Origin of the sequence: Mammaliicoccus sp. P-M58, assembly GCF_022386165.1 — a bacterium.
GTDB lineage: Bacteria > Bacillota > Bacilli > Staphylococcales > Staphylococcaceae > Mammaliicoccus > Mammaliicoccus sciuri.
The window spans coordinates 116910-138967 of the sequence record NZ_JAJNJI010000005.1 but is presented as its reverse complement, the minus strand read 5'-3'; the positions used below and the strand labels follow the sequence as shown (position 1 = coordinate 138967).

27 protein-coding genes are annotated in these 22058 nt (G+C 31.8%); 8 read left to right on the top strand and 19 right to left on the bottom strand.

Annotated features, from left to right (window positions below):
* Positions 1 to 33 precede the first annotated feature (33 nt).
* On the bottom strand, positions 34 to 621 hold the full coding sequence (gene lepB / locus LQ694_RS07235) for a signal peptidase I (protein ID WP_218696945.1): 588 nt from the start codon (positions 619 to 621) through the stop codon (positions 34 to 36).
* 143 nt (positions 622 to 764) lie between these two features.
* Between lepB and LQ694_RS07230 the strand changes: the two genes are divergently transcribed.
* Positions 765 to 1007 (top strand): DUF3923 family protein, encoded by a 243-nt coding sequence (locus tag LQ694_RS07230; protein WP_058610966.1) that lies wholly within the window; start codon positions 765 to 767, stop codon positions 1005 to 1007.
* A 91-nt stretch (positions 1008 to 1098) separates the two neighbouring features.
* Here the strand turns inward: LQ694_RS07230 and LQ694_RS07225 are convergent, their stop codons facing one another.
* Both LQ694_RS07225 and LQ694_RS07220 read right to left on the bottom strand, forming a co-directional pair.
* A complete protein-coding gene (locus tag LQ694_RS07225) occupies positions 1099 to 1260 on the bottom strand; it encodes a hypothetical protein (protein ID WP_196967981.1) in 162 nt (53 codons plus the stop codon).
* A gap of 28 nt (positions 1261 to 1288) precedes the next feature.
* Positions 1289 to 1444, bottom strand: coding sequence for a hypothetical protein (locus LQ694_RS07220; protein WP_196967980.1), 156 nt, complete (start codon positions 1442 to 1444; stop codon positions 1289 to 1291).
* A 231-nt stretch (positions 1445 to 1675) separates the two neighbouring features.
* On the opposite strand from LQ694_RS07220, the gene LQ694_RS07215 reads away from it, so the two are divergent.
* Positions 1676 to 1855, top strand: a complete 180-nt coding sequence (locus tag LQ694_RS07215) for a VraH family peptide resistance protein (protein ID WP_048541552.1) — start codon at positions 1676 to 1678, stop codon at positions 1853 to 1855.
* A 46-nt stretch (positions 1856 to 1901) separates the two neighbouring features.
* Here LQ694_RS07215 and LQ694_RS07210 read toward each other — a convergent pair whose 3' ends face one another.
* Together LQ694_RS07210 and LQ694_RS07205 are read right to left on the bottom strand one after the other, a co-directional pair.
* A complete protein-coding gene (locus LQ694_RS07210) occupies positions 1902 to 2510 on the bottom strand; it encodes a YIP1 family protein (protein WP_196967979.1) in 609 nt (202 codons plus the stop codon).
* A gap of 687 nt (positions 2511 to 3197) precedes the next feature.
* On the bottom strand, positions 3198 to 3314 hold the full coding sequence (locus LQ694_RS07205) for a putative holin-like toxin (protein ID WP_065380873.1): 117 nt from the start codon (positions 3312 to 3314) through the stop codon (positions 3198 to 3200).
* A 497-nt stretch (positions 3315 to 3811) separates the two neighbouring features.
* Here LQ694_RS07205 and LQ694_RS07200 point away from each other — a divergent pair, with 497 nt between their 5' ends.
* Genes LQ694_RS07200 through LQ694_RS07190 form a run of 3 tightly spaced genes read left to right on the top strand, consistent with a single transcriptional unit; the run spans position 3812 to position 6752 of the window.
* Positions 3812 to 4903: an efflux RND transporter periplasmic adaptor subunit gene (locus LQ694_RS07200; protein ID WP_218696949.1), complete on the top strand. Its 1092-nt coding sequence runs from the start codon at positions 3812 to 3814 to the stop codon at positions 4901 to 4903.
* On the top strand, positions 4900 to 5580 hold the full coding sequence (locus LQ694_RS07195; RefSeq protein WP_049319519.1) for an ABC transporter ATP-binding protein: 681 nt from the start codon (positions 4900 to 4902) through the stop codon (positions 5578 to 5580). Before LQ694_RS07200 ends, LQ694_RS07195 begins: the two co-directional genes overlap by 4 nt.
* A complete protein-coding gene (locus LQ694_RS07190; protein WP_058610963.1) occupies positions 5577 to 6752 on the top strand; it encodes an ABC transporter permease in 1176 nt (391 codons plus the stop codon). Before LQ694_RS07195 ends, LQ694_RS07190 begins: the two co-directional genes overlap by 4 nt.
* A 60-nt stretch (positions 6753 to 6812) precedes the next feature.
* Here LQ694_RS07190 and alsE read toward each other — a convergent pair whose 3' ends face one another.
* The 14 genes from alsE to LQ694_RS07120 form a co-directional block, all read right to left on the bottom strand.
* The gene (gene alsE, locus LQ694_RS07185) at positions 6813 to 7496 is read right to left on the bottom strand and encodes a D-allulose 6-phosphate 3-epimerase (protein WP_049319517.1); all 684 of its coding nucleotides are present in this window, start codon (positions 7494 to 7496) and stop codon (positions 6813 to 6815) included.
* 14 nt (positions 7497 to 7510) lie between these two features.
* Positions 7511 to 8611 carry a PTS fructose transporter subunit IIC gene (locus LQ694_RS07180; protein WP_049319516.1) on the bottom strand — a complete coding sequence of 367 codons (1101 nt, stop codon included), beginning with the start codon at positions 8609 to 8611 and terminating at the stop codon, positions 7511 to 7513.
* A gap of 16 nt (positions 8612 to 8627) precedes the next feature.
* On the bottom strand, positions 8628 to 9080 hold the full coding sequence (locus LQ694_RS07175) for a PTS sugar transporter subunit IIA (RefSeq protein WP_058610962.1): 453 nt from the start codon (positions 9078 to 9080) through the stop codon (positions 8628 to 8630).
* A 12-nt stretch (positions 9081 to 9092) separates the two neighbouring features.
* On the bottom strand, positions 9093 to 9404 hold the full coding sequence (locus LQ694_RS07170) for a PTS fructose transporter subunit IIB (protein ID WP_058610961.1): 312 nt from the start codon (positions 9402 to 9404) through the stop codon (positions 9093 to 9095).
* A 15-nt stretch (positions 9405 to 9419) separates the two neighbouring features.
* Complete coding sequence (locus tag LQ694_RS07165) at positions 9420 to 9803, bottom strand: PTS sugar transporter subunit IIA (protein ID WP_058610960.1); 384 nt, start codon at positions 9801 to 9803, stop codon at positions 9420 to 9422.
* Positions 9796 to 11280, bottom strand: a complete 1485-nt coding sequence (locus tag LQ694_RS07160; RefSeq protein ID WP_096790997.1) for a BglG family transcription antiterminator — start codon at positions 11278 to 11280, stop codon at positions 9796 to 9798. The genes LQ694_RS07165 and LQ694_RS07160 overlap by 8 nt, the downstream gene beginning before the upstream one ends.
* Positions 11281 to 11510: 230 nt before the next feature.
* Entirely contained in the window at positions 11511 to 12515 is a 1005-nt protein-coding gene (locus LQ694_RS07155) for a zinc-binding alcohol dehydrogenase family protein (protein ID WP_196967978.1), read from the bottom strand.
* A gap of 21 nt (positions 12516 to 12536) precedes the next feature.
* Positions 12537 to 14036 (bottom strand): tagaturonate epimerase family protein, encoded by a 1500-nt coding sequence (locus tag LQ694_RS07150; protein ID WP_196968146.1) that lies wholly within the window; start codon positions 14034 to 14036, stop codon positions 12537 to 12539.
* A gap of 25 nt (positions 14037 to 14061) precedes the next feature.
* Positions 14062 to 15309, bottom strand: a complete 1248-nt coding sequence (locus LQ694_RS07145; protein ID WP_049319510.1) for an MFS transporter — start codon at positions 15307 to 15309, stop codon at positions 14062 to 14064.
* Positions 15310 to 15333: 24 nt separating this feature from the next.
* The gene (locus LQ694_RS07140) at positions 15334 to 16167 is read right to left on the bottom strand and encodes an SDR family oxidoreductase (protein WP_049319509.1); all 834 of its coding nucleotides are present in this window, start codon (positions 16165 to 16167) and stop codon (positions 15334 to 15336) included.
* Positions 16160 to 17242, bottom strand: a complete 1083-nt coding sequence (uxuA, locus tag LQ694_RS07135; protein ID WP_058610955.1) for a mannonate dehydratase — start codon at positions 17240 to 17242, stop codon at positions 16160 to 16162. Before uxuA ends, LQ694_RS07140 begins: the two co-directional genes overlap by 8 nt.
* A 12-nt stretch (positions 17243 to 17254) precedes the next feature.
* Positions 17255 to 18271 carry a zinc-binding alcohol dehydrogenase family protein gene (locus LQ694_RS07130; protein ID WP_070372922.1) on the bottom strand — a complete coding sequence of 339 codons (1017 nt, stop codon included), beginning with the start codon at positions 18269 to 18271 and terminating at the stop codon, positions 17255 to 17257.
* A gap of 16 nt (positions 18272 to 18287) precedes the next feature.
* Positions 18288 to 19232 (bottom strand): sugar kinase, encoded by a 945-nt coding sequence (locus LQ694_RS07125; RefSeq protein WP_058610953.1) that lies wholly within the window; start codon positions 19230 to 19232, stop codon positions 18288 to 18290.
* Positions 19233 to 19247: 15 nt separating this feature from the next.
* Complete coding sequence (locus tag LQ694_RS07120) at positions 19248 to 19880, bottom strand: bifunctional 2-keto-4-hydroxyglutarate aldolase/2-keto-3-deoxy-6-phosphogluconate aldolase (protein WP_196967975.1); 633 nt, start codon at positions 19878 to 19880, stop codon at positions 19248 to 19250.
* 157 nt (positions 19881 to 20037) lie between these two features.
* On the opposite strand from LQ694_RS07120, the gene LQ694_RS07115 reads away from it, so the two are divergent.
* The 3 genes from LQ694_RS07115 (at position 20038) to LQ694_RS07105 (ending at position 22054) form a co-directional block, all read left to right on the top strand.
* Entirely contained in the window at positions 20038 to 20790 is a 753-nt protein-coding gene (locus LQ694_RS07115) for an IclR family transcriptional regulator (RefSeq protein ID WP_058590826.1), read from the top strand.
* A gap of 288 nt (positions 20791 to 21078) precedes the next feature.
* The gene (locus LQ694_RS07110; protein ID WP_218696951.1) at positions 21079 to 21531 is read left to right on the top strand and encodes a MarR family winged helix-turn-helix transcriptional regulator; all 453 of its coding nucleotides are present in this window, start codon (positions 21079 to 21081) and stop codon (positions 21529 to 21531) included.
* Between the two features lie 16 nt (positions 21532 to 21547).
* Positions 21548 to 22054 carry a GNAT family N-acetyltransferase gene (locus tag LQ694_RS07105; RefSeq protein ID WP_167811657.1) on the top strand — a complete coding sequence of 169 codons (507 nt, stop codon included), beginning with the start codon at positions 21548 to 21550 and terminating at the stop codon, positions 22052 to 22054.
* Positions 22055 to 22058 lie beyond the last annotated feature (4 nt).

Below are 22058 nucleotides of genomic sequence, written 5' to 3'. Positions count from 1 at the left end.
TGCAGTTATCTAAAGTTTAGCATATTGTTTCAATCAATACTCATTTACATGATCAAACGAATCAGCATAAAAATCATATTTCATATTATTCGTTGGTAAAATTCTTAATTTAGCTTTTCCTACAATTTGTTTGTCGGTAATGAGTCCAACATCTTGGCGACTATCGTTACTATTCAAACGATTATCACCGAGGACTAAATATTTACCTTTCGGAATTACTTTTTCACCCTCAGAATTTTTTGTATCTGAAACATCAAAGTTTTCCGTTAAATACTCCGTGAATTTATGCTTCTTATTAAAATCTAAATAAGGTTCTGCAACTTTTTCATGATTGATATATAATTGATCATTCTTATAACTGACAGTGTCACCAGGTACACCTATTAATCTCTTAATATAATCTTTTTCTTCATTCGCATGAAAAATAATCACATCACCTCTATCAATCGTACCAAGCGTTTTCGAAATTTTACTAACAATCAAATTGTCTTTATCATTAAACGTAGGATACATAGACTGTCCATGCACCTCATATCTACTAAATAAAAAAGTCGTAATAAGCCACGCCACAACAATAGCAACAACGATAGATACAACCCATTCCATTAAATTCTTAACCACTATAACCCTCCTCAAACTCATATTATTATTTACATGTTATTCAAACCATATCATATATTCAAGCATTCTTCCCTTTATTGCTCATTTAATATTTAAATGATAATATTACATTAATATATTATATACTAAAAAGAGGCATTCTCATGAAAGTATCATGGATATTGTGGTGGATTTTAACAATCATTGAAGTTGGTGCATTTTTAACGTTCTCAATCTTTTTATGGTTTAGAGAAGTCGATGCCACTGGAGCTGTGCAAACAACAGAATTAAAATGGTTCTCTATCGGTATCATGGCAACACTTTTTATCATTCCATTCTTAACACAACTCGTATGGTTAATCGTCAATATCATCACTTCTAAAAAGCTAAAAGCTCAAAATATGTAAATATAAAATAACGATACACTCCGACACTTTTCACTTAAATAAGAGATAAAGTTATAGAGTGTATCGTTTGTTTTTTATTAAAAGAGCCACCCTAATTCATGACCTTTTTTACTACTTTATATGCAGCAATTATAAAGAGAAATATTGAAACTCCCCATAATACTGCAGATAAATTGGTTAAACTTCCTTCTAAATTAGTTGCGATAACTGGAAGTATACCTGCTACTAATATTAATAAAATAATTTGTTTCATAAAGTTTCACCCTTTAGTACACTATTCTTTATTTTGGCCATCCTAAATAAATAGCAAAGATAATAAGAACCGCACCGACAACTATAGATCCTTTATAAATATTATGCTCTTTTCTAAGTTTTATACCAACTACTACAATCACTAAACCTAATATAAATGAAAGTAACATTATATAAAAACCCATGTGACATACCTCTTTCATTGTTAATATTATTTTAAATTCTCAAAAACTTATGATATTCATAATATATTTCTTTATAATATAAATGTAACTTTTTATATATAATTATGGTAATCATATATATTAAAGAGATGAAAATGATATCTGTTTTACCAGTAATTATATGAGATGGTATAATATGAAATGAATAATTTCACATAAATTATAAGAAAGAATATCAATGGAGGGTTAAACATGAAAGTAAAAGAATTACTTCAGAAAAGTTTCAACGATTTACTTGAGTTAGAATTAACGGGTTATAATATAGCAGTTGTACTCGTTGCGGTTGTTGTCTTAAGCGTCCTCATCACACCTTTATTTGGAATTCCTGTTGGCCTTTTAGGTGGCGCGTATTACTTAAAAAACTATAAATAATATTTAAAGCCCGTTTCCTTGAAAACGGGCTTTATTGATCAATTCATTATATACTTGCTTGAATTAAACCTATTCCAATTACGACAACAAGATAAATCACAGTCCATATTACTGCTGTCTTTCCTTTAAATCTACTCGTTGCATATAATACAACTCCAAATAAATACGCTGCTAATAATGTTGATAAATCAAATACACCGAGATAATCATTACTTTGACTAAATACTGCCAAACTTGTAATAGAGTGTTTAACTGAATCTAAACCTACAATTGCTATAATAGCTATAACGATGAGATTAAAGATTGTTGTAATTAATTTTACAAATGTTGCAGCTGCAAATAAACTTGAAGCTTTCACATCAGATTTCATAATTTTTGAGATAATTAGAAAGATTAGAAACGAAAAAGCAATGCCTATAATTGGTGCTAAAATACCACCTATGTATGCAAATACTGTAGTAAATGTAGACATTTGATCAATTTCAGTTTCACTTAATCCAGCTTCTTTTAAATCAGCTGTAAGATCAGTTGTTATTGATGTAATCCATATTGAAGCAACTGATAAAATAATGACCAAAATCATATTTAACAACCACTTAGGTCGTTCTCTATAGTTGTTTAAAGTTGGTGCAAATAATAAATTTGAATGTTTCATCACTATACTCCTTTGCTTTTTGTATAATTTAAGGTTAACATTCATAAAGCATTAATAAAATACTTAATTATATAATTAATATTCTTAAATTTTATAATCGTTATTTAATTTTTGCATAGAATATGATATTCATGTACTTCTTAAAGAACTAAGGAAATTAAATATTCATATGATTACTCAACAGAAATAGACAAAATATACCAAATTATGCTATTATGTAAATGAAAAAGGCAACGTGCGGTCACACGTTGCCTATGAGCCCGTTAAAAAGACGGTGACTGTTTCAAAAGTTAAAGTTTAATAAATTTAACCATCGAACTGATCAAAGTTAGTGATGGTTATTTTTTATGGTTATTATTACTAATTAATACTAATTCAATGATTGATATAACAATCATTAGTATTTCATAATCAGTCATATTACTCCTTTCTAGGAGTCGAAACCATTATCATAGGCATCACCCCTTCATTTAAGAGATTAGCCACCATCTATCTAACTTGCTCTGTTATATTATACCAAATTCCCATTATTTGTAACATTATGTTTGGACTTCAATAGACAAAATATGCCAAATTGTGCTATTATGTAAATGAAAAAGGCAACGTGCTGTCACACGCTGCCAATAAGCCCGTTAAAAAGACGGTGGAAAATTTATTAGTTATTAAATAACTATCGCCTCTCCAAAGTTAGCGATGGTTATTTTTTGTGTTTAATTTTATAATTGCGATTACTAAACCTAATAATAGTACGATAAAATTACCGAAACTAAATATTAAGTTCATCACATCGACAATTGTAAACACTAAGGGCATCTCCTTTCTAAAGATTTTGCTGATACTTTCATAAGCATCACCTCACTTTATACTTAGATTAGCCACCATCTATCTAACTTGCTCTGTTATATTATACCAAATTCCCATTATTTGTAACATTATTTTTAGGTTGTTATAGACAAAATATCTGAATTTATTGTATAATATATGCATAAAAAGGCAACGTGCTGTAACACGTTGCCCATGAGCCCGTTAAAAAGACGGTGGATTTTTGATTATGTTAAAAATAACCATCTAAACCTCCAAAGTTAGAGATGGTTATTTTTTTGTGCTTTTTTATGGATATTTTTAATTTTACGCTCTATCACTCATGTATAATTCTACTATTGTTTGTGAATTACATAAAAAACCATGAATAATTAATTACAAATTTAATATTCTTAAATCTCATAAGTATTATTTTTTATTGTTCCTAACTGTGGTAACATTTCCCATGTGAGAATAAAAATATATAGGAGTGAAATAAGTTGAAGCGTAAATTATTTTGGATAATCGGGATTATTGTTATCGTTTTGTTAGTTGTTGTTGCGCTTATTGTAAAACAAACTACAAATGATACAGACGATAAAAAAGACGGTTATGATACATATAAAGTTAAAAAGGAATCTCCTTTAAGTATTTCTGGTAAGGCTTCACCTACTAAAATTAAAACTTATAACAATAATGATCAGTTAGGTGAATTTGTGAGTACAGTTGTTGAAGATGGTCAATCTGTTAAACAAGGTGATCAATTGATTAACTATAATGTAAATGATCAAAAGCGCCAAGATTTACAAGATAAAGTAAATGCTGCACAAAACAAAGTGGATCAAGACTACCAAAATATTAATCAGCAACCGAACAATAATGATTTACAGAACACTTTATCTAAAGATTTAAATACATTAAATGATGCTAACAAACAGTTATCGCAGTATGATCGTCAAGTAAACGAAAGTATATATGCTTCATTTGATGGTAAAGTCGAAATGGAGAATGATAATGACGCTAACAGTGGTGAAGCGATTTTAAAATTAGTCGCAAGTGAACCTCAAATCAAAACTTCTGTATCAGAATTTGATATTACTAAAATTAAGGTTGGCGATGCAGTTAATGTAACTGTGAACAGTACTGGCGGAGAAGGTAAAGGGAAAGTAACAAAGATTTCTGAATTACCTACAAGTTACGATGATAGTAACCAAAGTGAATCGATGAATACTGCCGATCCAGAAAGTGAAACAACGCAGACTTCTAATCCTGTTTCAAATAATCCAAGCGTTGGAAAAGGTAATTCTAAATACCAAGTAACGATTGGTAAATTAGACATTTCTGTTCGTAGTGGCTTCTCAACAGAAGGAGAGATTCCTTTAGATACAATTAAATTACCTAAGTCTGTATTAACAAAAGGTAACCATGTATTTGTTGTCGATAAAAATCATAAAGTTCATAAACGACATATTAATATTAAACGACAAAATGGTGAAATATATGTTGAGAAAGGACTTAAATCTGGAGATAAACTGATCATTTCACCTAAGAAAACATTAAATAATGGTGAAAAGGTTGAGATAGCATCATGATTAATTTAGTTAATGTGAATCGACACTTTAAAAACGGAGAAGAAACAAACCATATATTGAAAGATATTAATATATCTATTGATACAGGTGAATTTATCGCGATTATGGGCCCTTCAGGTTCTGGGAAAAGTACACTAATTAATATTTTAGGGTTTATTGATAGAGGTTACACAGGTGAATATCTGTTTGATGATGAGAATTATCAACAAGTTTCAGATAATAAGCTTGCCTTTATTAGAAATAAAACAGTCGGTTTTGTCTTTCAAAATTTTAAATTGATACAAAATAATACGATCATGGAGAATGTTAGTATCCCCCTATTATATTCAGGTATGTCTTCAAAAGAACGTAAACAACGTGTTGAATCTGTCTTAAAAGACGTTGGAATAGCAGATAAAAAACATCTTGTACCGAATAAATTATCGGGTGGTCAACAACAACGTGTCGCCATCGCGCGCTCGATTGTCAACAAACCTAAATTCATTATCGCTGATGAACCAACAGGTGCGCTTGATTCTCAAACTTCTAAAGATATTATGGATTTATTTGTGCGACTGAATCGCGAGCAAAATACAACTATGATTATTGTTACGCATGATCGTAAAGTAGCTGAACAAGCTGATCGCGTGATACACATATTAGATGGACGTGTTCAGCGAGAAGAGGTGATAGAATGAAGAACTTACCGAATATCATATCAGTCTCTCTCAAATCTATCATGAAGAATAAACGCCGTAACATCTTTACGATGATTGGTATTATTATTGGTATAGCTGCAGTCATTACCATTATGTCTTTAGGTAATGGTTTTAAAAAGACGGCAGCTGATGAATTTGCTGATACGGGTGCGAGTAAAGGACAAGCTATGATTAGCTTCATGCCTGAAAATATGGAAGGCTCTAAAGAAAATCCATTCGACAAACAAGATATTGAGCTCGTCAAACAAATAGACGGTGTCACAGATGCTAAAATTAAAGAAGATGACAGTCAAAGTTATGGAGCAAAAATGACCAATTCACAAAAGCAATATGACATCAATATCTTTAAAAAAGACCTTGTCGATAATGCATCTGAAGGTAAAGGATTCACACAATCAGATAATGAATTGAAAGAAAAAGTCGTCACAATCGATCAAACAATCGCTAAAAAAGCGTTCAAAGGTGACGCGATTGGCAAGACGTTATTTATAGATGACCAAGGATTTAAAATTGTAGGTATTGTCAATAATCCTATGTATGAAAATACAGTCAATATGCCTAGCGAAACATTCAATCGATATATGGGCGACTTAAGTCAGGAACTTCCACAACTTGAATTAAAAGTAGATAACGATGATAACAAAAAAGAAATCGCTAATAAGGCAGCTAAGCTCTTAAATAAAAGAGGTTCGGGCATGAGCGAAGGTAGTTATCAGTATTCAGATATGGAAGAAGTCATGAAAAGTATTACACAAGTATTCGATGCCATTACGTACTTTGTTGCAGCAGTAGCAGGAATTTCATTATTCATTGCTGGTATAGGTGTGATGAATGTTATGTATATTTCAGTCGCTGAACGTACAGAAGAAATTGCGATAAGACGTGCATTTGGGGCTAAGGGTCGAGACATTGAAATACAATTCTTAATAGAAAGTATCGTGCTATGTCTAATCGGTGGCATTATAGGTTTAATCATAGGTATCTTGATTTCTAAACTTGTAGAAGCCGTTACACCTGATATGGTTCAAAGTGTTGTGAGTCTAGGATCTATTTTACTTGCTGTCGGCGTTTCAACGTTAATTGGTATTGTATTTGGTTGGATACCAGCAAGGTCAGCATCTAAGAAAGAACTAATAGATATAATTAAATAGTTTAAATATAATTTAACCGCCACCTGAGTTGTCGTCCAACTCAGGTGGCGGTATTATTAGTTATACTTCAGTTAATGCATTATTAAAGTCTGCTATCATTTTGTGCCATGCTTCGTCAATACGTTCATCTAAACCGAATAGCCCGCTTCTTCCCAATATATAAATATCTGGATTGGCTTTTTGAATTTTACTAAATGTCTTCTTATTTGAAGAACCATCCATTTCAATTAAATATTTGTATTGATGTTCATCTCTTAACTTTCTTAATTCTACTATTTTATCTAATGTTTCATCGATAAATTTTTCTCCAGCAAACCCTGGGTCAACGGTCATAATTGTGATCTTATCTAAATATTGAATATATGGTTTAATCACTTCGATGGGTGTTTCTGGATTTAATACGATCCCTACTTTTTTACCTTGATCATGAATCTTATGAATCAATCGGTAAGCGACACCATTGACGACTTCTGCATGTATACATATATAATCTGTATCTACTTTTAATAATTCATCCACCCAAAATGAAGGCTCCGTGACCATTAAATGCGCAGAAATGGGTACGTCAGAAATTTTCTTAACTTGTTCAATAAACCAAGGTGAAAGTGTAATATTCGGGACATAATGACCGTCCATAATATCTATATGATAAGATTCTACGTGCTGATTCAAAAATGTAATCTGCTCGCTAAATTTATCTAAGTCCATCGTCATTAATGATGGTGAAAACTTTACATTCTCCATGTGTTAAACCTCCATTAGTATACTTTAATATCTCCTAATTCTATGTCATCTTCTTCAATTTCATCGACCATTTCTTCTGATTCATTTACAGGTTTCTTAAGTAGTACAAGTACTAGAGCTGTAACAATAACATTTGCTACGATAGCGATGACGAAACCTAATGGTTGAGACATTGTTGGAATTGCTAACATGCCACCAAACGGTACTTTCGAGTCAGCGTTCATCACCATTGAAATCGCGCCACCTACTGCACCACCGATTCCTGTTGCAATAACACATCTAATAATGTCATTTAAAACAATCGGTAAGACGCCTTCTACTATTTCAATAATCCCCATTGGAAATGCTGTTTTTAATGTTTCTACTTCTACTTTTTTATAAATATTTTTACGCATTAATCTTCCAATCCAATATGCAAATGCGAATCCAATTGGCGTAGCTGTGTTAACGACAATCAATGCTGTTATAGGTTCATGAATACCTTGTGCTTGTAAAGTTAATACAAATGCAAATACTGTCTTATTAATTGGACCACCATAATCGACACTTGCTAATACACCGATGATAATGCCGTAAATTAATTTAGAAGTACCACTTAGAGATTGTAAATACTCAGTTAAAATATGCGTGAATTGTGTAATTGGCGCTCCGATTACATAGACCATAATGAGCCCACCTACAAGTGAAGCAATAAATGGAATTACAAGCATCGGCATTAAGCCTTTAGCCCAATTTGGCATTTTGATATATTTAATAATTAATACAACAAGATATCCTGCCAAGAACCCACCTATTAATCCTCCGATAAAACCTGATCCAACTGCATTAGCTGTTAAACCAATAACGAGGCCAGGTGCTATACCCGGTTTATCAGCAATTGAATAAGCTATACCTGTTGCAATAACGACTGGTAACATACCCAGTCCAGCACCACCAAGTGTTGCGAGTACATCCCAGAATGAATAGCCAGTCTTCGTCAAATCTGTTGATGAATCTCCACCTAACGCCATCCCAATTGCGATCATGAATCCCGCTCCACATACAACTGGAATTAAATAAGATATTGCCGTAAGTAAATGACCTTTTAAATTCAACTGATTAAAAAATGTTTTCACGTTATCTCCCCCTTTGTTAGTTAGATAAAATTGCTACAACTTCTGTTTTATTTTTAGAATTTAGTAATTGCTCAATCACTTCATCATTACTCAACTTTCTTGCGATTAATGATAAGAGTTTCAAATGTTCTTTAGAATTGTCGCTATCTTCACCAACTGCAAGTAATATAACGACTTTCGCACCTTTATCATCTAAAGATGGCCACTCTACTTCATCTTTTAAGACGCCAATTGCAATACCAACTTTGTTAACGCTACTACTTTTCCCATGTGGAATCGCCACAAAGTTACCAATACCTGTTACGCCTTCTGACTCTCTTTTATAAACCGCTTCTAAAAATGCTTCTGAATTGTCTATATATTGTTCTTTATCAAATAAATGAACGAGTGTTTCTAAAGTTTCTTCTCTATTATTTGTCTCAAGTTCTGTTAAGATTGTGTTCTCATCTAATACATCTATTAAATTCATATGGCATCTCCTTTATTGTTGTGAAATTTGTTCAATTTTTTCTATTAATTTATTTGGAGATTTTATTGCGACATCTGTCGGTATTTCGATGACTTTTTTACCTTCAAATCTTTCTTTAGCGCTTACCTTTACATCTACAGCAAGCAACACGATATCAGCTTGTTTAATATCTTCAGGTGACAATTCATTTTCTACACCAATTGTCCCTTGCGTTTCAATTTTGATACTATGACCTTTCTTTTCAGCTGCCTTTTCTAACTTTTCAGCTGCGATATATGTGTGTGCAATACCTACTGTACAAGCACAAATACTCACGATATTCATCTTTCATTCCTCCAATTATATTAATGATTCTACAAAGTCTTCGTTTGCTAAATTTCTCATAAATGCTTGAATGTCTTGCAATACTGCTGGATTTTCTTGTGGTTTAAGATTTAGCAAAATAATCAATTTCAATGACTGGTCATGCCAATTGATAAAATTTGTCTCATTTTTGATTAAAAATATTTTAGTCTTTAAAATGTTCTCACTTTGAATGTGCGGTAAAATCACTTCTGGAAAAATTTCAATATTCCCATGTTGTTCTCTCTCATGTACTTCTTCAATAAAAACACTTTCAGACTGAATGTATTGATCTTTCTTTAACTGACTACCTATTTCTTCTATGACATCTTGATATATTGCGTTAGTTGTTTTAATTTCATAAAATATCGATTCATTCATTGTTATCACCTAACATTTCTATCATCTTTCGCAATTTAATTTGATCATTCTTATTAAACATTGCGCTGATGACAACGATTGGAATTTGCTTTACTTCAGGTATATGAACAGTTGAAATAATCAAATCGATTTTATGCAAGTCATCTTCTTGTAAATCAAAAGAAGATTTAACATCTACAATCTCAATTTCAGGTACATTTCTGTCTATTTTGGTTTTCAATAATTCAGAAGTCCCTATGCCTGTAGTACAAGTAATCAGTGTCTGTATTTTCTTCGGGTTTCTCTCAAGTTCTTTCGCAAAATACAATGTTAAAAAGCCTATTTCATCGTCATTCATTTTTTTAATATGATATGTTTCAGAAATTTGATCTGAAATTTGTCGAATAACTGTAAATACATGTGGATATTCAATTTTAATTTGTTCTATTAAAGCATTTCTGACATTTAACCCATGTTCAATTCGATTAAGCATCGGTTTAATATGTTTAAGAAGTTGCTGCTCTAAATCAATATTTTTAAATGAATGATTTAATTCCTGACTCGCACCGTCTATCAAAGCATTTGTTATGTCGATGACTTCTTGTGAATATTGCATGTCTTCTTGATTATGCTGAACATTTTGCGTTTCAAATCTTGAAGAAATAAGATATTCAAACAAATAAATTCGTTCATTTTCAGGTAATTGAGTATGAAGATATTGTTCAACATTTCCAATTACCATGTCACTCATTCTATAAAATGATTGATACTCATTTTTTAACTTTATCAATTCAGGTGTCTTTCTATCTTTGTCTTGTTTGATTACACCTCTTTTTCTAAAGCGCATAATTAAAATATATAAATGAGAGAAAATGTTCACATTATAAGGATAAGGAATAATCATATCTTTATAACTCTCAATCTTATTTATTTGTTCTTGGACAAAATGTGCATCTTTATCTTCAGTTTGATCGATAACATTATATGCAGAGAAATTAGACAGTTGCCCATCTCCAATGAGTTCTAACAATGCATTTCGAATATCACTCTCATCACCATTTATAGATAAATGACGATTCTTTCTTTCTAAATTTAAATTAAAACGTTTTAACATCTCTTCTATTTTTCTCTCATCTGTATTTAGTACACTTTCAGAAATATAATAACGTTCGATAATATTAAAGATAGATATCGACTTAGGGGAGATTAACAATAAATCTTTAGTCATCATATTTCGTCTTTCAATAGGAGAAAACAAATCATTTTGATGAAGTTGCCCCGTTTCATGCTGTTCAATATATTCTTTATCATCAATACGATAGCCCTTACCTTTTTGAGATATAATAAGAGGCTCTTTATAATAATCATTTATACGTTTAACAAGTCGATAAATCGTTTTAGTAGAAACATCTAGATGTTTAGCCAATCGATTCGAATCGACAAACGAATGCGCATTTAATAAGTAATGAATTAACTTCTCTTGATTATCACCTTCCATGACTTTTACAACCTCCCTGTAGCTTTATCATAAAACAAATATATGTAAGCGTTTTACTTTTGTTTGTCCATTACAATAGACATTAAAATATCATTCATTATAAACTATCGCGTTACTAAAGTAATGAATTAACCTCTTTTACACTTCTACATTTGTAAAAAGTCTGCATACCAATTAAAATTGCGCACAAAAAAACTCACTTTAGCAAAATTGCTAAAATGAGTTTGAAATTAAAGTTCTATAAGTGTTTTATTCGTTTGAAACTTCCCTTGCTCAAAAAATTCTGGGACACCTTCGAATTTAATATGCTTAGTAAAATAGCTTTCTTGTATTTCACCTTGTCGAATTTGCTCAATTACGAAATCGAAATCATTTAATGTCGCATTTCTACTTCCCATAAGTGTTATTTCTTTAGCATGAAATTCTGGGTCTACAAATTCAATAGTGTCTTTAACTAAACCGACGTAGACTATTTTACCGCCATGATTAACGTAATTAAATGCTTGTTCCATAGACTTCTTATTCCCAGTTGCATCAAATACAATTGTTGGATATTCATTATCATTTACTGAAAGTATGTCGTCAATAATGGAAGGACTAACTACTATCGTTTCATCACACTCAGACCATTCTTTACAAAATTCTAATCTTTCAGCACTAAGATCAACTACAATAACCTTTGCACCTTTTAATTTAGAGAAACGAGCAACGCCTAAACCGATTGGACCAGCTCCAACAACTAATACTGTTTCACCTGATTGAACATCTGCTCTATTAACACCATGTGCACCAATGCTTAAAGGTTCAATCATAGCAGACATATGAATCGGTAAATCGTTAACTTCAATCACATTTTGAGCTGGAACTGATAAATATTCTGTCATACCCCCATCTCTATGTACACCGATTACTTCTATGTTCTGGCAACAATTCGTCTTATTATTACGACAAGCTAAACATTTTCCACAATGGACATAAGGTATGATCGTAACTTTATCGTCTATCGAAATATCTTCAACATTTTTTCCAATCTCTTTAACGATCCCTGACAATTCATGTCCTAATATTCTAGGATATTCAAAAAATGGCTGATTGCCACCATAGGCATGAATATCTGTTCCACATATTCCAATATGTTTTACATTAATTAATATATGGTCATCTTCTATGAAGATTTGTTCTTTAGTTTCTTGAATAATCATTTTCCCAGGTTCTTCACAAACAATTGATTTCATATTATACACTTTCTTTCATTTTTATTTTGAATTAAAGTTCAATAGTTCCAAATGTTTACCAATATGATTTTTAAGTAATTCAGCATATTCATCTTCATATTTTTCTAAAACGGCATATATATCATCTTTAAAAATATAGTGACCATTATCATTTTTAACTGTCAGCAATAATCCATATGAGACATGTAGAAGTTGTCTCGCATTATCATCTTCTAAATAAGATTTATATTGTGTTTCAGTTAATTGCTCAATTGGCTTTATATCTTCAATATTAGGTGTGATGTGATAATATTTTTGCGTTTCTGCAAAATGATCCAAAGCATATTGATGTATATTTCGATATAGTTTTGGTTCATGTATGGCTATTAAGCGCACAGCTTCTAACCAATTTGTACCTGCTGTTTTTAGATGGAAACGTTTATGCGTCTTTTCACTTATTAAAGGAAATACTGAGAATTTATCACTACCTGAGTGAATGCTTAATTTATATTTAAAATAATCTGCAATATTAGCATGTACTTCAAGCTCTTGTTCAAACTGAGCAATATCACCAATATAATCTATACCTTTTTGAAATTCTCCACAAAATCTTGGTGCTAAACTCGTCACTTGCACATCTTGATCATATAATTCCTTTGATACAAAAAAGTGATCAAAAGGTGTTGTAATAGTCATTGTTTCATCAATAGAAATTTCAAAATCAATATCTCTATCTAAACGCTCGATGTAAGTTTTGTATATATAAACCATGTATTCGATTGCTTTATGATAAACGACAACAACTTTCATAAGTTCATGTTTATCAAACACCAAATCATTATGTTCGATTTGATAAGACTTACCTAAGTACTTATCTTCATAGTATTGCTTTATCTCTTGATTAAACGGTTGATAGGCAGCTTCTACTTCATCATGATTGTCTAAATCAACATCATTTCTAATATAATCAGAACAATCTAAAGTTAACATCGAAATACCGAGTTCTAATTCATGTTTGATATCGCTTTCTTCTTTAAGATGATCACCATCTGCACCGTAACCATCTGTATAACCTTCTTGTATAACACTGTAAGCTGCTGAGTCGATAACATCTTCCATTTTTCGATTTGTTAAATCTAATTCTCGAATACTTTGTTGTGCAAAAACAGGTCTCATTTTAGAAGTTCTTACTGCTTCAACATGGCCAGGTGTCGCCAGACCTAATCTATCACCTAAACCTATCGTTGTTTCATTCCGACCAAATGCTCGCGGTTTTGTAAATTCAAAATATTGATTTAACGCTAATCTATTTTCATGAGTTAATGGGCACAATTTTGCATCATTACCATATTCTTCACCATTAAGATCTTGAAATAAATGATCATTACCAACTGCTAATAAATACTTTTCGTTTTCAGCTTTAATCATGATAATACTTGTATTTTTTTCTTTAAATAGAGATTTTTTATATACTTTTATGATTTCTGATTCTGGTAATTCATCTTTTTTCATAGAAGAAATAATCTGATGTAATCCTTCCATTATTTCACCCATCCTTTACTCGATTTTATACGCTTTCAGGTTTTACAATTGGTTTAACAAAGAATATAACGGCGATAGAAGCTATCACTGCTAATCCACCTGCAAGTAGAAAGGCAGCTGTGTATGTTCCTGTTGTTTGAATAATATAACCTGTAATAGTTGGACCAATTATACCCGCTGTATTGGCTAATAAATGCATAAAACCACCAACAGATCCAACATTATTACTATCTACAACGTCTTGTACAATCGCCCAATAAATTGCGCCTGTTAAATATAAGAATAAAACAGATAAGGCAACTAACGTTACAGCACCCGCAGTTGTTGTGACTATTCCCGAAATACCGATACACACAGCTGAAAGGAATAAACAAACAACTAGGACAACTTTTCTAGAGAAAAGCACACCTTTTTGAACAGTATGTTTATAAACAAAGTCTGATACTATACCACTCATTGCTAACCCTAAAAATCCTAAAACCCAAGGTATGACAGTAATTAAACTCATGTTTTCTATACTTAAGTTTCGAGCATCAACTAAATAACTTGGGAACCATGTTAAGAAGAAGAATAAGATATAGTTATAAGCAAAGAAAGCAAATGCTGTAAAGAGCACAGTTGGATTCTTTAAATAATATCCTAATTTAAATGTAGTAACTGGTGCTATATCTGCTTTTTCATCAATTTTAGTTTCTTCAATATAATCTGGTTTTTCTTTCGCAAAGAACCACCAAGATATAGCCCAAATTAAACCAATGACCATAATAGCTACGAAAGATACTCTCCAACCTAAATGTAAAGCGATATATCCAACTATCGGACCTGAAATAGCACCACCAAGAGGTGTTCCACTGTTTGCTAGTCCTACAGCTGTTGCACGTTTTGAAGGTGGATACCAGTTATTGACCATCTTATTAATCGTTGCACTTAATGGACCCTCACCCATTCCAAACAATATTCGGACAATAAATAAACTTACAAATCCAACTACTAAAACAATCGCACCACTAAATAGTGACCAAACAATCATTGCAACAAACAATGTGATTTTTGCACCAAATTTATCAGAAGCTACACCACCGACAAAGTTGAAAATTGCATAACCAATTGAAAAACTACTAAAAATAATACCCATTTGACCTGGTGTTAATTTTAAATCCTCTTGTATAAATGGTGCTGCTACTGAAAGTGCAGAACGATCTAAATAATTGATAACACCCGCTAAAAATAGAAATATTAAAATAATCTTGCCATTTCTACCTATTTTTCCCATGCTTCAATCCCCTTTATATGTTTATTAAACGCCTGAGTATGCCATAAAACCGCCATCAACTGGTACAGTAATGCCATTTACAAATGATGAATATTCTTTATCTAATAACCATAAAATCGTACCGATAAGTGCTTCTGGTTTTCCAAATTCTCCAAGTGGGGTTTGGCTTAATATTTTTTCTGAACGTGCCGTCAGACTTCCGTCTTCATTTAATAATAAGTCTCTATTTTGTTCTGTTAAGAAAAATCCTGGTGCTATCGCATTGACTCTAATATCTTCCTCTGCAAAATAAACAGCCAACCACTGCGTAAAATTATTAATGGCAGCTTTTGCTGCACTATATGCTGGGACTTTAGTCATTGGTGCATAACTGCTCATAGAAGAAAAATTAATAATACTGGCATGCTCTGACTTCAGTAATTCTTTACCGAATACTTTAGCAGCAACAAATGAACCAATAAAATTATTATTAAATACATGTTCAAATCCACTTTGTTCTAAATCGAAAAAGTTTTTTTTATCTTCAGCATTATATGATTCTGAATCTGTAATAGCGTCAGGGTTATTACCACCTGCACCATTAATTAAATAGTCAATTTTTCCAAATGCTTCTAAAATTTCATCTTTAGCTTTTGTAAGCGATTCTTCATTTGTCACATCAACTGAATAGTTACGAGCAATACCACCTTCAGCTTCTATTTCTTTAACAACTTCTGCACCTTTATCATAAGTACGATTTAAAATGGCGATTTGCATGCCTTGTTTGCCTAATTCTTTCGCAATTGTTCTACAAAGAACTCCGCTGCCACCTGTAATTACAACAACTTTATCTTTTAAACTTTCATGTTTACTAAACATTTTTACCAGACTCCTTTTCAAGTTGATATGCATCCCATAATCCATTTAAGTACATAATACCTAATGCTCTATCATATAATCCGTATCCTGGACGACATTCTTCATTCCATAAATGTCTGCCATGATCTGGTCGAATATACCCTTTATAATCTGCATCTGATAAATGTTTCATAATTTGTGCAATATCAATATTACCGTCTTCTGTAAAATGAGAAGTTTCAACAAAACTGCCATTTTCATAGATATGAACATTTCTAATATGCATAAATGGTGCGTGCTCATGGTATTTCAAAGCAATTTCTGCCATATCATTATCTTTACTAGCACCCATAGAGCCCGTACATAACGTAATCGCATTATTTGGACTATTATTGATTTCAAACATTCTTTCGTAGCTATCTGCGCCAGTTATAATTCTTGGTAAGTTGAAAATAGAATATGGTGGATCATCTGGGTGAATTGCCATTTTAATACCGCAACGTTCTGCAGTTGGAATGATTGCGTTTATAAAGTATGCAAAGTTTTCCCATAATTTTTCTTCACCTATATCTTTATATGCTTCAAATAGTTCTGAAATTTGATCTAATTTTTCTGGTTCCCAACCTGGCATTGTTAAATTTTTACTCGCACTTGAAACAGTTTCTATTAATTCTTTCGGATCTAGATTTTTAACTTTTTCATAATCAAAGTATAGTGCTGTAGAACCATCTTCTAATGGATGGAACATATCTGTTCTAGTCCAATCAAATATTGGCATGAAGTTATAACAAATAACTTCCACACCATATTCAGCTAAATTCTCAATTGTCTGTTTATAGTTTTCAATTAATTCATCGCGTTCACTGTTACCTAATTTAATTGATTCATGAACATTTACACTTTCAACAACTTTTGCATTAAATCCATGTGATTCAATATATTCAACTTCATCTTTAATCTCTTCTTTTTCCCAAACAGCACCAACTGGCTTTTCATGAAGTGCCCATACAATCCCAGTTGTATTAGGTATTTGTTTAATATCTTCTAATGTAATTGTGTCATTGTTTCTTCCGTACCAACGAAATGTCATTTCCATTTTATCCATCTCCTAATTGAAATTAATAATAGCCTTCTTAACTTGTTCTGGATGTTCATCTATATATTGAAATGCTTCTTTTGCTTCATTTAATTCAAATTGATGTGTGACTAAATCAAAATCATCAAACTTACCTTTTTCAATATTCTCTATTACCTCTGCAAATTTATAAGTTTGTAATCTTGAACCAACGATTGTCAGTTCATTTTTTGTAATAGGCATTTGTGAAATGTTAGCTGGTCTTTCATCAAATCCTAATACGACCACTCTTCCTGCTGCAGATGTTACTTGAACACTTGTTTCAAATGTTTGAGGCATACAAACTGCATCTATCGACACATTGACGCCTTCTCCATTCGTGATGGATCTAACTTCTTCAAGTAAATCTTTCTCAGCCACATTAATAGTAATATCTGCACCTTGTAGTTTTGCATAATCCAATCTTGATTGATCTAAATCTGAAATGATTACTTTCACATCTTTCAACTTTGCGTATCGTAATATGCATAATCCAATAGGACCTGCACCCTGTATAAGTAGAGTATCTCCATCTTGAAGATTCCCTCTACTAGTTGCTTGAGCACCAATTGTAAGTGGTTCAATCAGTACACTCATTTCAAAAGGAATATCTTTATTGACTTTATGAAGTTGCTTCTCATTAATTGCGAAGTACTCTCTCATACCACCATCTTCATGAACACCAAAGACGACTAAATCCTCACATACATTTGGTCTGTCTTGCTTACATGCATAACATTCTCCACAAGGTCTAATAGGTTCAACGACAACGTGATCGCCTACTTGTAATTCAGACTCTCTATAAACCTCGTCTACAACGCCTACTACTTCATGTCCAACCACTCTAGGAATAGTTGCTAATGGGTTAGTTCCATGTAAAATATGTCTATCTGAACCGCATATGCCAACCTTTTTAGTTTTTACTAAAATATTTTGTTGTTCGTTTATCTTAGGTTTATCTAACGTTTCTACAACAAGTTCATTTTTTCCGATTACTCTAGCTGCTTTCATGTATACACACTCTTTTCTATCTATTTATAAGTTCTTTACCACTCAAGAAACTTTCTACTTGTTCTAAATATGGCAATCCTTCGTTATCGCCTATTACTTCTGTAACCATTCCACCAACTGCATTTGCGAATCTTACGCGTTCTTTTGCTGTATATTCTTTACTTAAAGCGAACAAGTATCCACTTGAAAAGCCATCTCCAGCGCCTACTGTATCGATTGGACTTACTGGAAAAACTTTTGTTTCAAATTGTTCTTCATTGCTTACAAATTGTGTTGGTAAATGTCCACGTTTGATAATAATTTCTTGCAAGTCTTGTTCTTTTAATAAATCTTCAATATTTTCAAATGGTGTGGCTATTTTAAGAATTTCTAGTTCTTCATCGCTTGTTAACAGAATATCTGTATAAGGTAATAATGCGCCTAGACTTTCACTTGCTGTCTCTTTAGTCCAAGTTTTTAGTCTAATATTAGGATCTAAAGTTACAGTTGTATTTGCTTTTTGCGCTTTTTTCATCATCGCTTGAATCAGTTTAATTTTATGATGTAATAATGCGACAAACACACCACTGACGTGGAAATAATCAATTTCATCAAAGTTAATATGTGCGACATCTTCTTCTGATAAGTCTTTAATGGGTGCATTGTCTCGATAATAAAATGAAGCACCGCTTCCATCTGCATTTATTTGTTTAAAATAAACGGACGTGTTTTTCCCTGATACTTGTTCGATATGATCTGTATCAATACCTTCTCCACGTAAATTATTGATAATATGTTGACCAAATTCATCTTTACCAACTTTTGAATAAAAAGTTGTTTCTAACCCTAATCTACTCGCACCAATTGCTACATTTAATTCCGCGCCTCCAATTGTTCTTTGGAATGTATGATTAAATTTCAAAGGTCCTTTATTACTAGGATTCATGGCTATCATGGAATCACCAATTGTGAAAAGCCTCATTTCTACCACTCACTTTCATCGATTTCTAACAGCTTCTACATACTTTTGAGTTTTTTCTGAAATAACTTCATAATTATTTCCTGTAAATTCTTTCGTTAAGTCGCCACCAATACCTACAGCGAATGAACCTTTTTCAATCCAATCTGATACGTTATCTAAATTCACGCCTCCAGAAGGCATGAGTTCTACGTTAGGTACTGGACCTTTAATATCTTTAATAAATCCGGCACCTAATTGTCCTCCTGGGAACAGTTTAATTAAATCCGAACCATAGCGTAATGCTTCTATAATTTCTGTTGCACTACTACAACCTGGTAAATATGGAATGGAATATATATTACATAATTTAGATATATTGGTGTCTAAATGTGGACTTACAATATATTGAGCGCCTTTATTAATCGCAATTTGTGCTGTAGCAGCATCTAACACTGTACCTGCACCAAGTACGATATCATCTCCATATTGTTTATGTACTTGATTAATCACTTCTTCAGCATTCGGTACAGTAAACGTAATTTCTATATTTTTAAATCCACCTTTAATAATTTCATCAACAATTTTCTTTGTTTCATCCTCGTCATTTCCTCTAACAACTGCAACGAGGTAATTTTCATGTAGCTGGTTTAAAATTTTATATTTTTTCAAAATAGCCCTCCGTTCCACATTGTGATACAATGTATTATATAGTAATATTTAGTATTATTATAACGTTTGTGAAAACGTTGTCAATTATTTATTTTCATCTATGTTACTTAATTCATAGATTAATTTATGCTATATTTTTATCAAAGAGGTGATGATTATGGCTTCTAACGTTCAATCCATTGACCGCGCATTAAGCATTTTAGAAATCATATCTGAAAAAGAACAAATATCATTAAAAGACTTAGTAGATGAAATTCAATTATCTAAAGCAACTGTACATAGACTTGTTAATTCATTGATTAGCAACGGCTATGTACAACAAAACGCATTGACCAATCAATATGAAATAACTTTTAAAATGTTCCAACTTGGGAATAAACGTGTACAAAATATTGATTTTTTAAATGTAGCTAAAAGTATGATTAGTCAGCTGATGACAACAGTTGGGGAAACATGTCATTTAGTAGTGGAAGACAATAACGAAGTGGTATATATAGATAAATTTATACCAAGCAATAACAATCGATCGATGGCATCTAAAATCGGGAAACGAGCACCTATGTATTGCACAGCAGTAGGTAAATCTATACTTTCGACGTATGAGAATGAAAGAATCCAAGAAATATGGAATCAATCGAATATTGTTAAACTAACCGAAAATACAATCACAGACTATGATCAATTCATCGATGAAATTGCAGTCATCCGAGAACAAGGTTATTCAGTAGATAATGAAGAAAACGAAAAAGGCATATATTGCGTAAGTACCTACTTCGTAAACTATCGAAACGAAGTCCAAGGCGCTATCAGCCTATCATTCCCTACAACAGAATTAGATAAGAAAGAGTTCTTTGTAGAAGAATTAAAAACATGTGCTAACAAAATTTCTAGATTACTTGGGTATCATTAAGAGATTGGGCCATAATATAGGGGGGGACGCACGATATCTCTTAGTCTTCGTGCGTTACACCCTGTTTTTGCACCTTATCGCACGAAATCTCTTAGTCTTCGTGCGTTATGGTTTTACGTTAAGTCAGTATTCAAATTTGAATGTATTAAAATACTCAAAAACAAGCCTATCACTTTAAAACTGACATAATCAGTTAAGTGATAGGCTTGTTTTTCTGTGCAAAAAATATAGTTTATGTTATATTATAATTAAATAATTATTGCAAATGCAATAAAAAAGGAGGAAGCTATGGTAGATATATTAAGAAATATAGGTATTATTTCAAGGGCTCTCGATTCGATAAGCAACATAGAATTTAAAGAATTAAATTTAAATAAAGGCCAATTCGTATACTTAGTTAGAATTTGTGAAAACCCTGGAATCATTCAAGAGCAATTGGTGGAGATGTTAAAGATCGACCGCGCTACTGCCTCTAGAGCAATAAAAAATTTAGAAAAACATGATTTTATTATCAAAAAAAATGAAGAATACAACAAGAAAAATAAATTACTATTCCCTACCGAAAAAGGATTAGAAATATATCCATTTATTATTAGAGAAAATGAATACTCTAATTCCGTTGCACTTAAAGGATTTGATAAAGCAGAAATTGCTAAGTTTGCAAAAGACTTGGAAAAAGTAAAAAATAACATCTCTGATGACTGGTTAAATGTCAAAAAAGGTAATAAAAGAGAATATTGAACTAAGGGGTGCTAATATGATAAGAAAATGTTCAAAAAAAGATATAAATGAATTAAAAGATATTTCATACGTTACATTTGATGAAACCTTTAGAAGAGATAATAAAAAAGGAAATATAGACCAATATTTAGCAAATACTTTTACATTAGAAAAATTACAACTAGAATTAGAAAATGAAAATTCATTCTTTTATTTTATTTACTACCAAGAATCTTTAGCAGGCTATTTAAAGGTCAATATAAAAGATGCACAAACAGAACTTTTTGAAGGCAATAATCTAGAAATAGAGCGTATTTATATATTAAATGATTTTCAAAAAAATGGACTTGGTAAACAACTTTATAATAAAGCATTGGAAGTTGCTCAAGCATTATCATGTAACCATATTTGGTTAGGTGTATGGGAGCAAAATCAAAATGCTATTGCATTCTATAAAAGTTTAGGTTTTAAAAAAATTGATGAACATGCCTTTTATATGGGTGATGAAAGACAAATTGATCATATTATGATGAATGATTTATAAGGGG

What these genes read in the sequence shown, in the direction of transcription:
- LQ694_RS07150 (WP_196968146.1), bottom strand. Translation starts at nt 14,036, where the DNA reads ATGGAAGGATTACATCAGATTATTTCTTCTATGAAAAAAGATGAATTA.
- LQ694_RS07225 (WP_196967981.1), bottom strand. Translation starts at nt 1,260, where the DNA reads ATGAAACAAATTATTTTATTAATATTAGTAGCAGGTATACTTCCAGTT.
- LQ694_RS07105 (WP_167811657.1), top strand. Translation starts at nt 21,548, where the DNA reads ATGATAAGAAAATGTTCAAAAAAAGATATAAATGAATTAAAAGATATT.
- LQ694_RS07115 (WP_058590826.1), top strand. Translation starts at nt 20,038, where the DNA reads ATGGCTTCTAACGTTCAATCCATTGACCGCGCATTAAGCATTTTAGAA.
- LQ694_RS07220 (WP_196967980.1), bottom strand. Translation starts at nt 1,444, where the DNA reads ATGGGTTTTTATATAATGTTACTTTCATTTATATTAGGTTTAGTGATT.
- LQ694_RS07155 (WP_196967978.1), bottom strand. Translation starts at nt 12,515, where the DNA reads ATGAAATCAATTGTTTGTGAAGAACCTGGGAAAATGATTATTCAAGAA.
- LQ694_RS07125 (WP_058610953.1), bottom strand. Translation starts at nt 19,232, where the DNA reads ATGAGGCTTTTCACAATTGGTGATTCCATGATAGCCATGAATCCTAGT.
- LQ694_RS07195 (WP_049319519.1), top strand. Translation starts at nt 4,900, where the DNA reads ATGATTAATTTAGTTAATGTGAATCGACACTTTAAAAACGGAGAAGAA.
- LQ694_RS07190 (WP_058610963.1), top strand. Translation starts at nt 5,577, where the DNA reads ATGAAGAACTTACCGAATATCATATCAGTCTCTCTCAAATCTATCATG.
- LQ694_RS07175 (WP_058610962.1), bottom strand. Translation starts at nt 9,080, where the DNA reads ATGAATTTAATAGATGTATTAGATGAGAACACAATCTTAACAGAACTT.
- LQ694_RS07165 (WP_058610960.1), bottom strand. Translation starts at nt 9,803, where the DNA reads ATGAATGAATCGATATTTTATGAAATTAAAACAACTAACGCAATATAT.
- LQ694_RS07130 (WP_070372922.1), bottom strand. Translation starts at nt 18,271, where the DNA reads ATGAAAGCAGCTAGAGTAATCGGAAAAAATGAACTTGTTGTAGAAACG.
- LQ694_RS07145 (WP_049319510.1), bottom strand. Translation starts at nt 15,309, where the DNA reads ATGGGAAAAATAGGTAGAAATGGCAAGATTATTTTAATATTTCTATTT.
- LQ694_RS07110 (WP_218696951.1), top strand. Translation starts at nt 21,079, where the DNA reads ATGGTAGATATATTAAGAAATATAGGTATTATTTCAAGGGCTCTCGAT.
- LQ694_RS07140 (WP_049319509.1), bottom strand. Translation starts at nt 16,167, where the DNA reads ATGTTTAGTAAACATGAAAGTTTAAAAGATAAAGTTGTTGTAATTACA.
- LQ694_RS07170 (WP_058610961.1), bottom strand. Translation starts at nt 9,404, where the DNA reads ATGAATATCGTGAGTATTTGTGCTTGTACAGTAGGTATTGCACACACA.
- LQ694_RS07215 (WP_048541552.1), top strand. Translation starts at nt 1,676, where the DNA reads ATGAAAGTAAAAGAATTACTTCAGAAAAGTTTCAACGATTTACTTGAG.
- uxuA (WP_058610955.1), bottom strand. Translation starts at nt 17,242, where the DNA reads ATGGAAATGACATTTCGTTGGTACGGAAGAAACAATGACACAATTACA.
- LQ694_RS07160 (WP_096790997.1), bottom strand. Translation starts at nt 11,280, where the DNA reads ATGGAAGGTGATAATCAAGAGAAGTTAATTCATTACTTATTAAATGCG.
- LQ694_RS07230 (WP_058610966.1), top strand. Translation starts at nt 765, where the DNA reads ATGAAAGTATCATGGATATTGTGGTGGATTTTAACAATCATTGAAGTT.
- LQ694_RS07210 (WP_196967979.1), bottom strand. Translation starts at nt 2,510, where the DNA reads ATGAAACATTCAAATTTATTATTTGCACCAACTTTAAACAACTATAGA.
- alsE (WP_049319517.1), bottom strand. Translation starts at nt 7,496, where the DNA reads ATGGAGAATGTAAAGTTTTCACCATCATTAATGACGATGGACTTAGAT.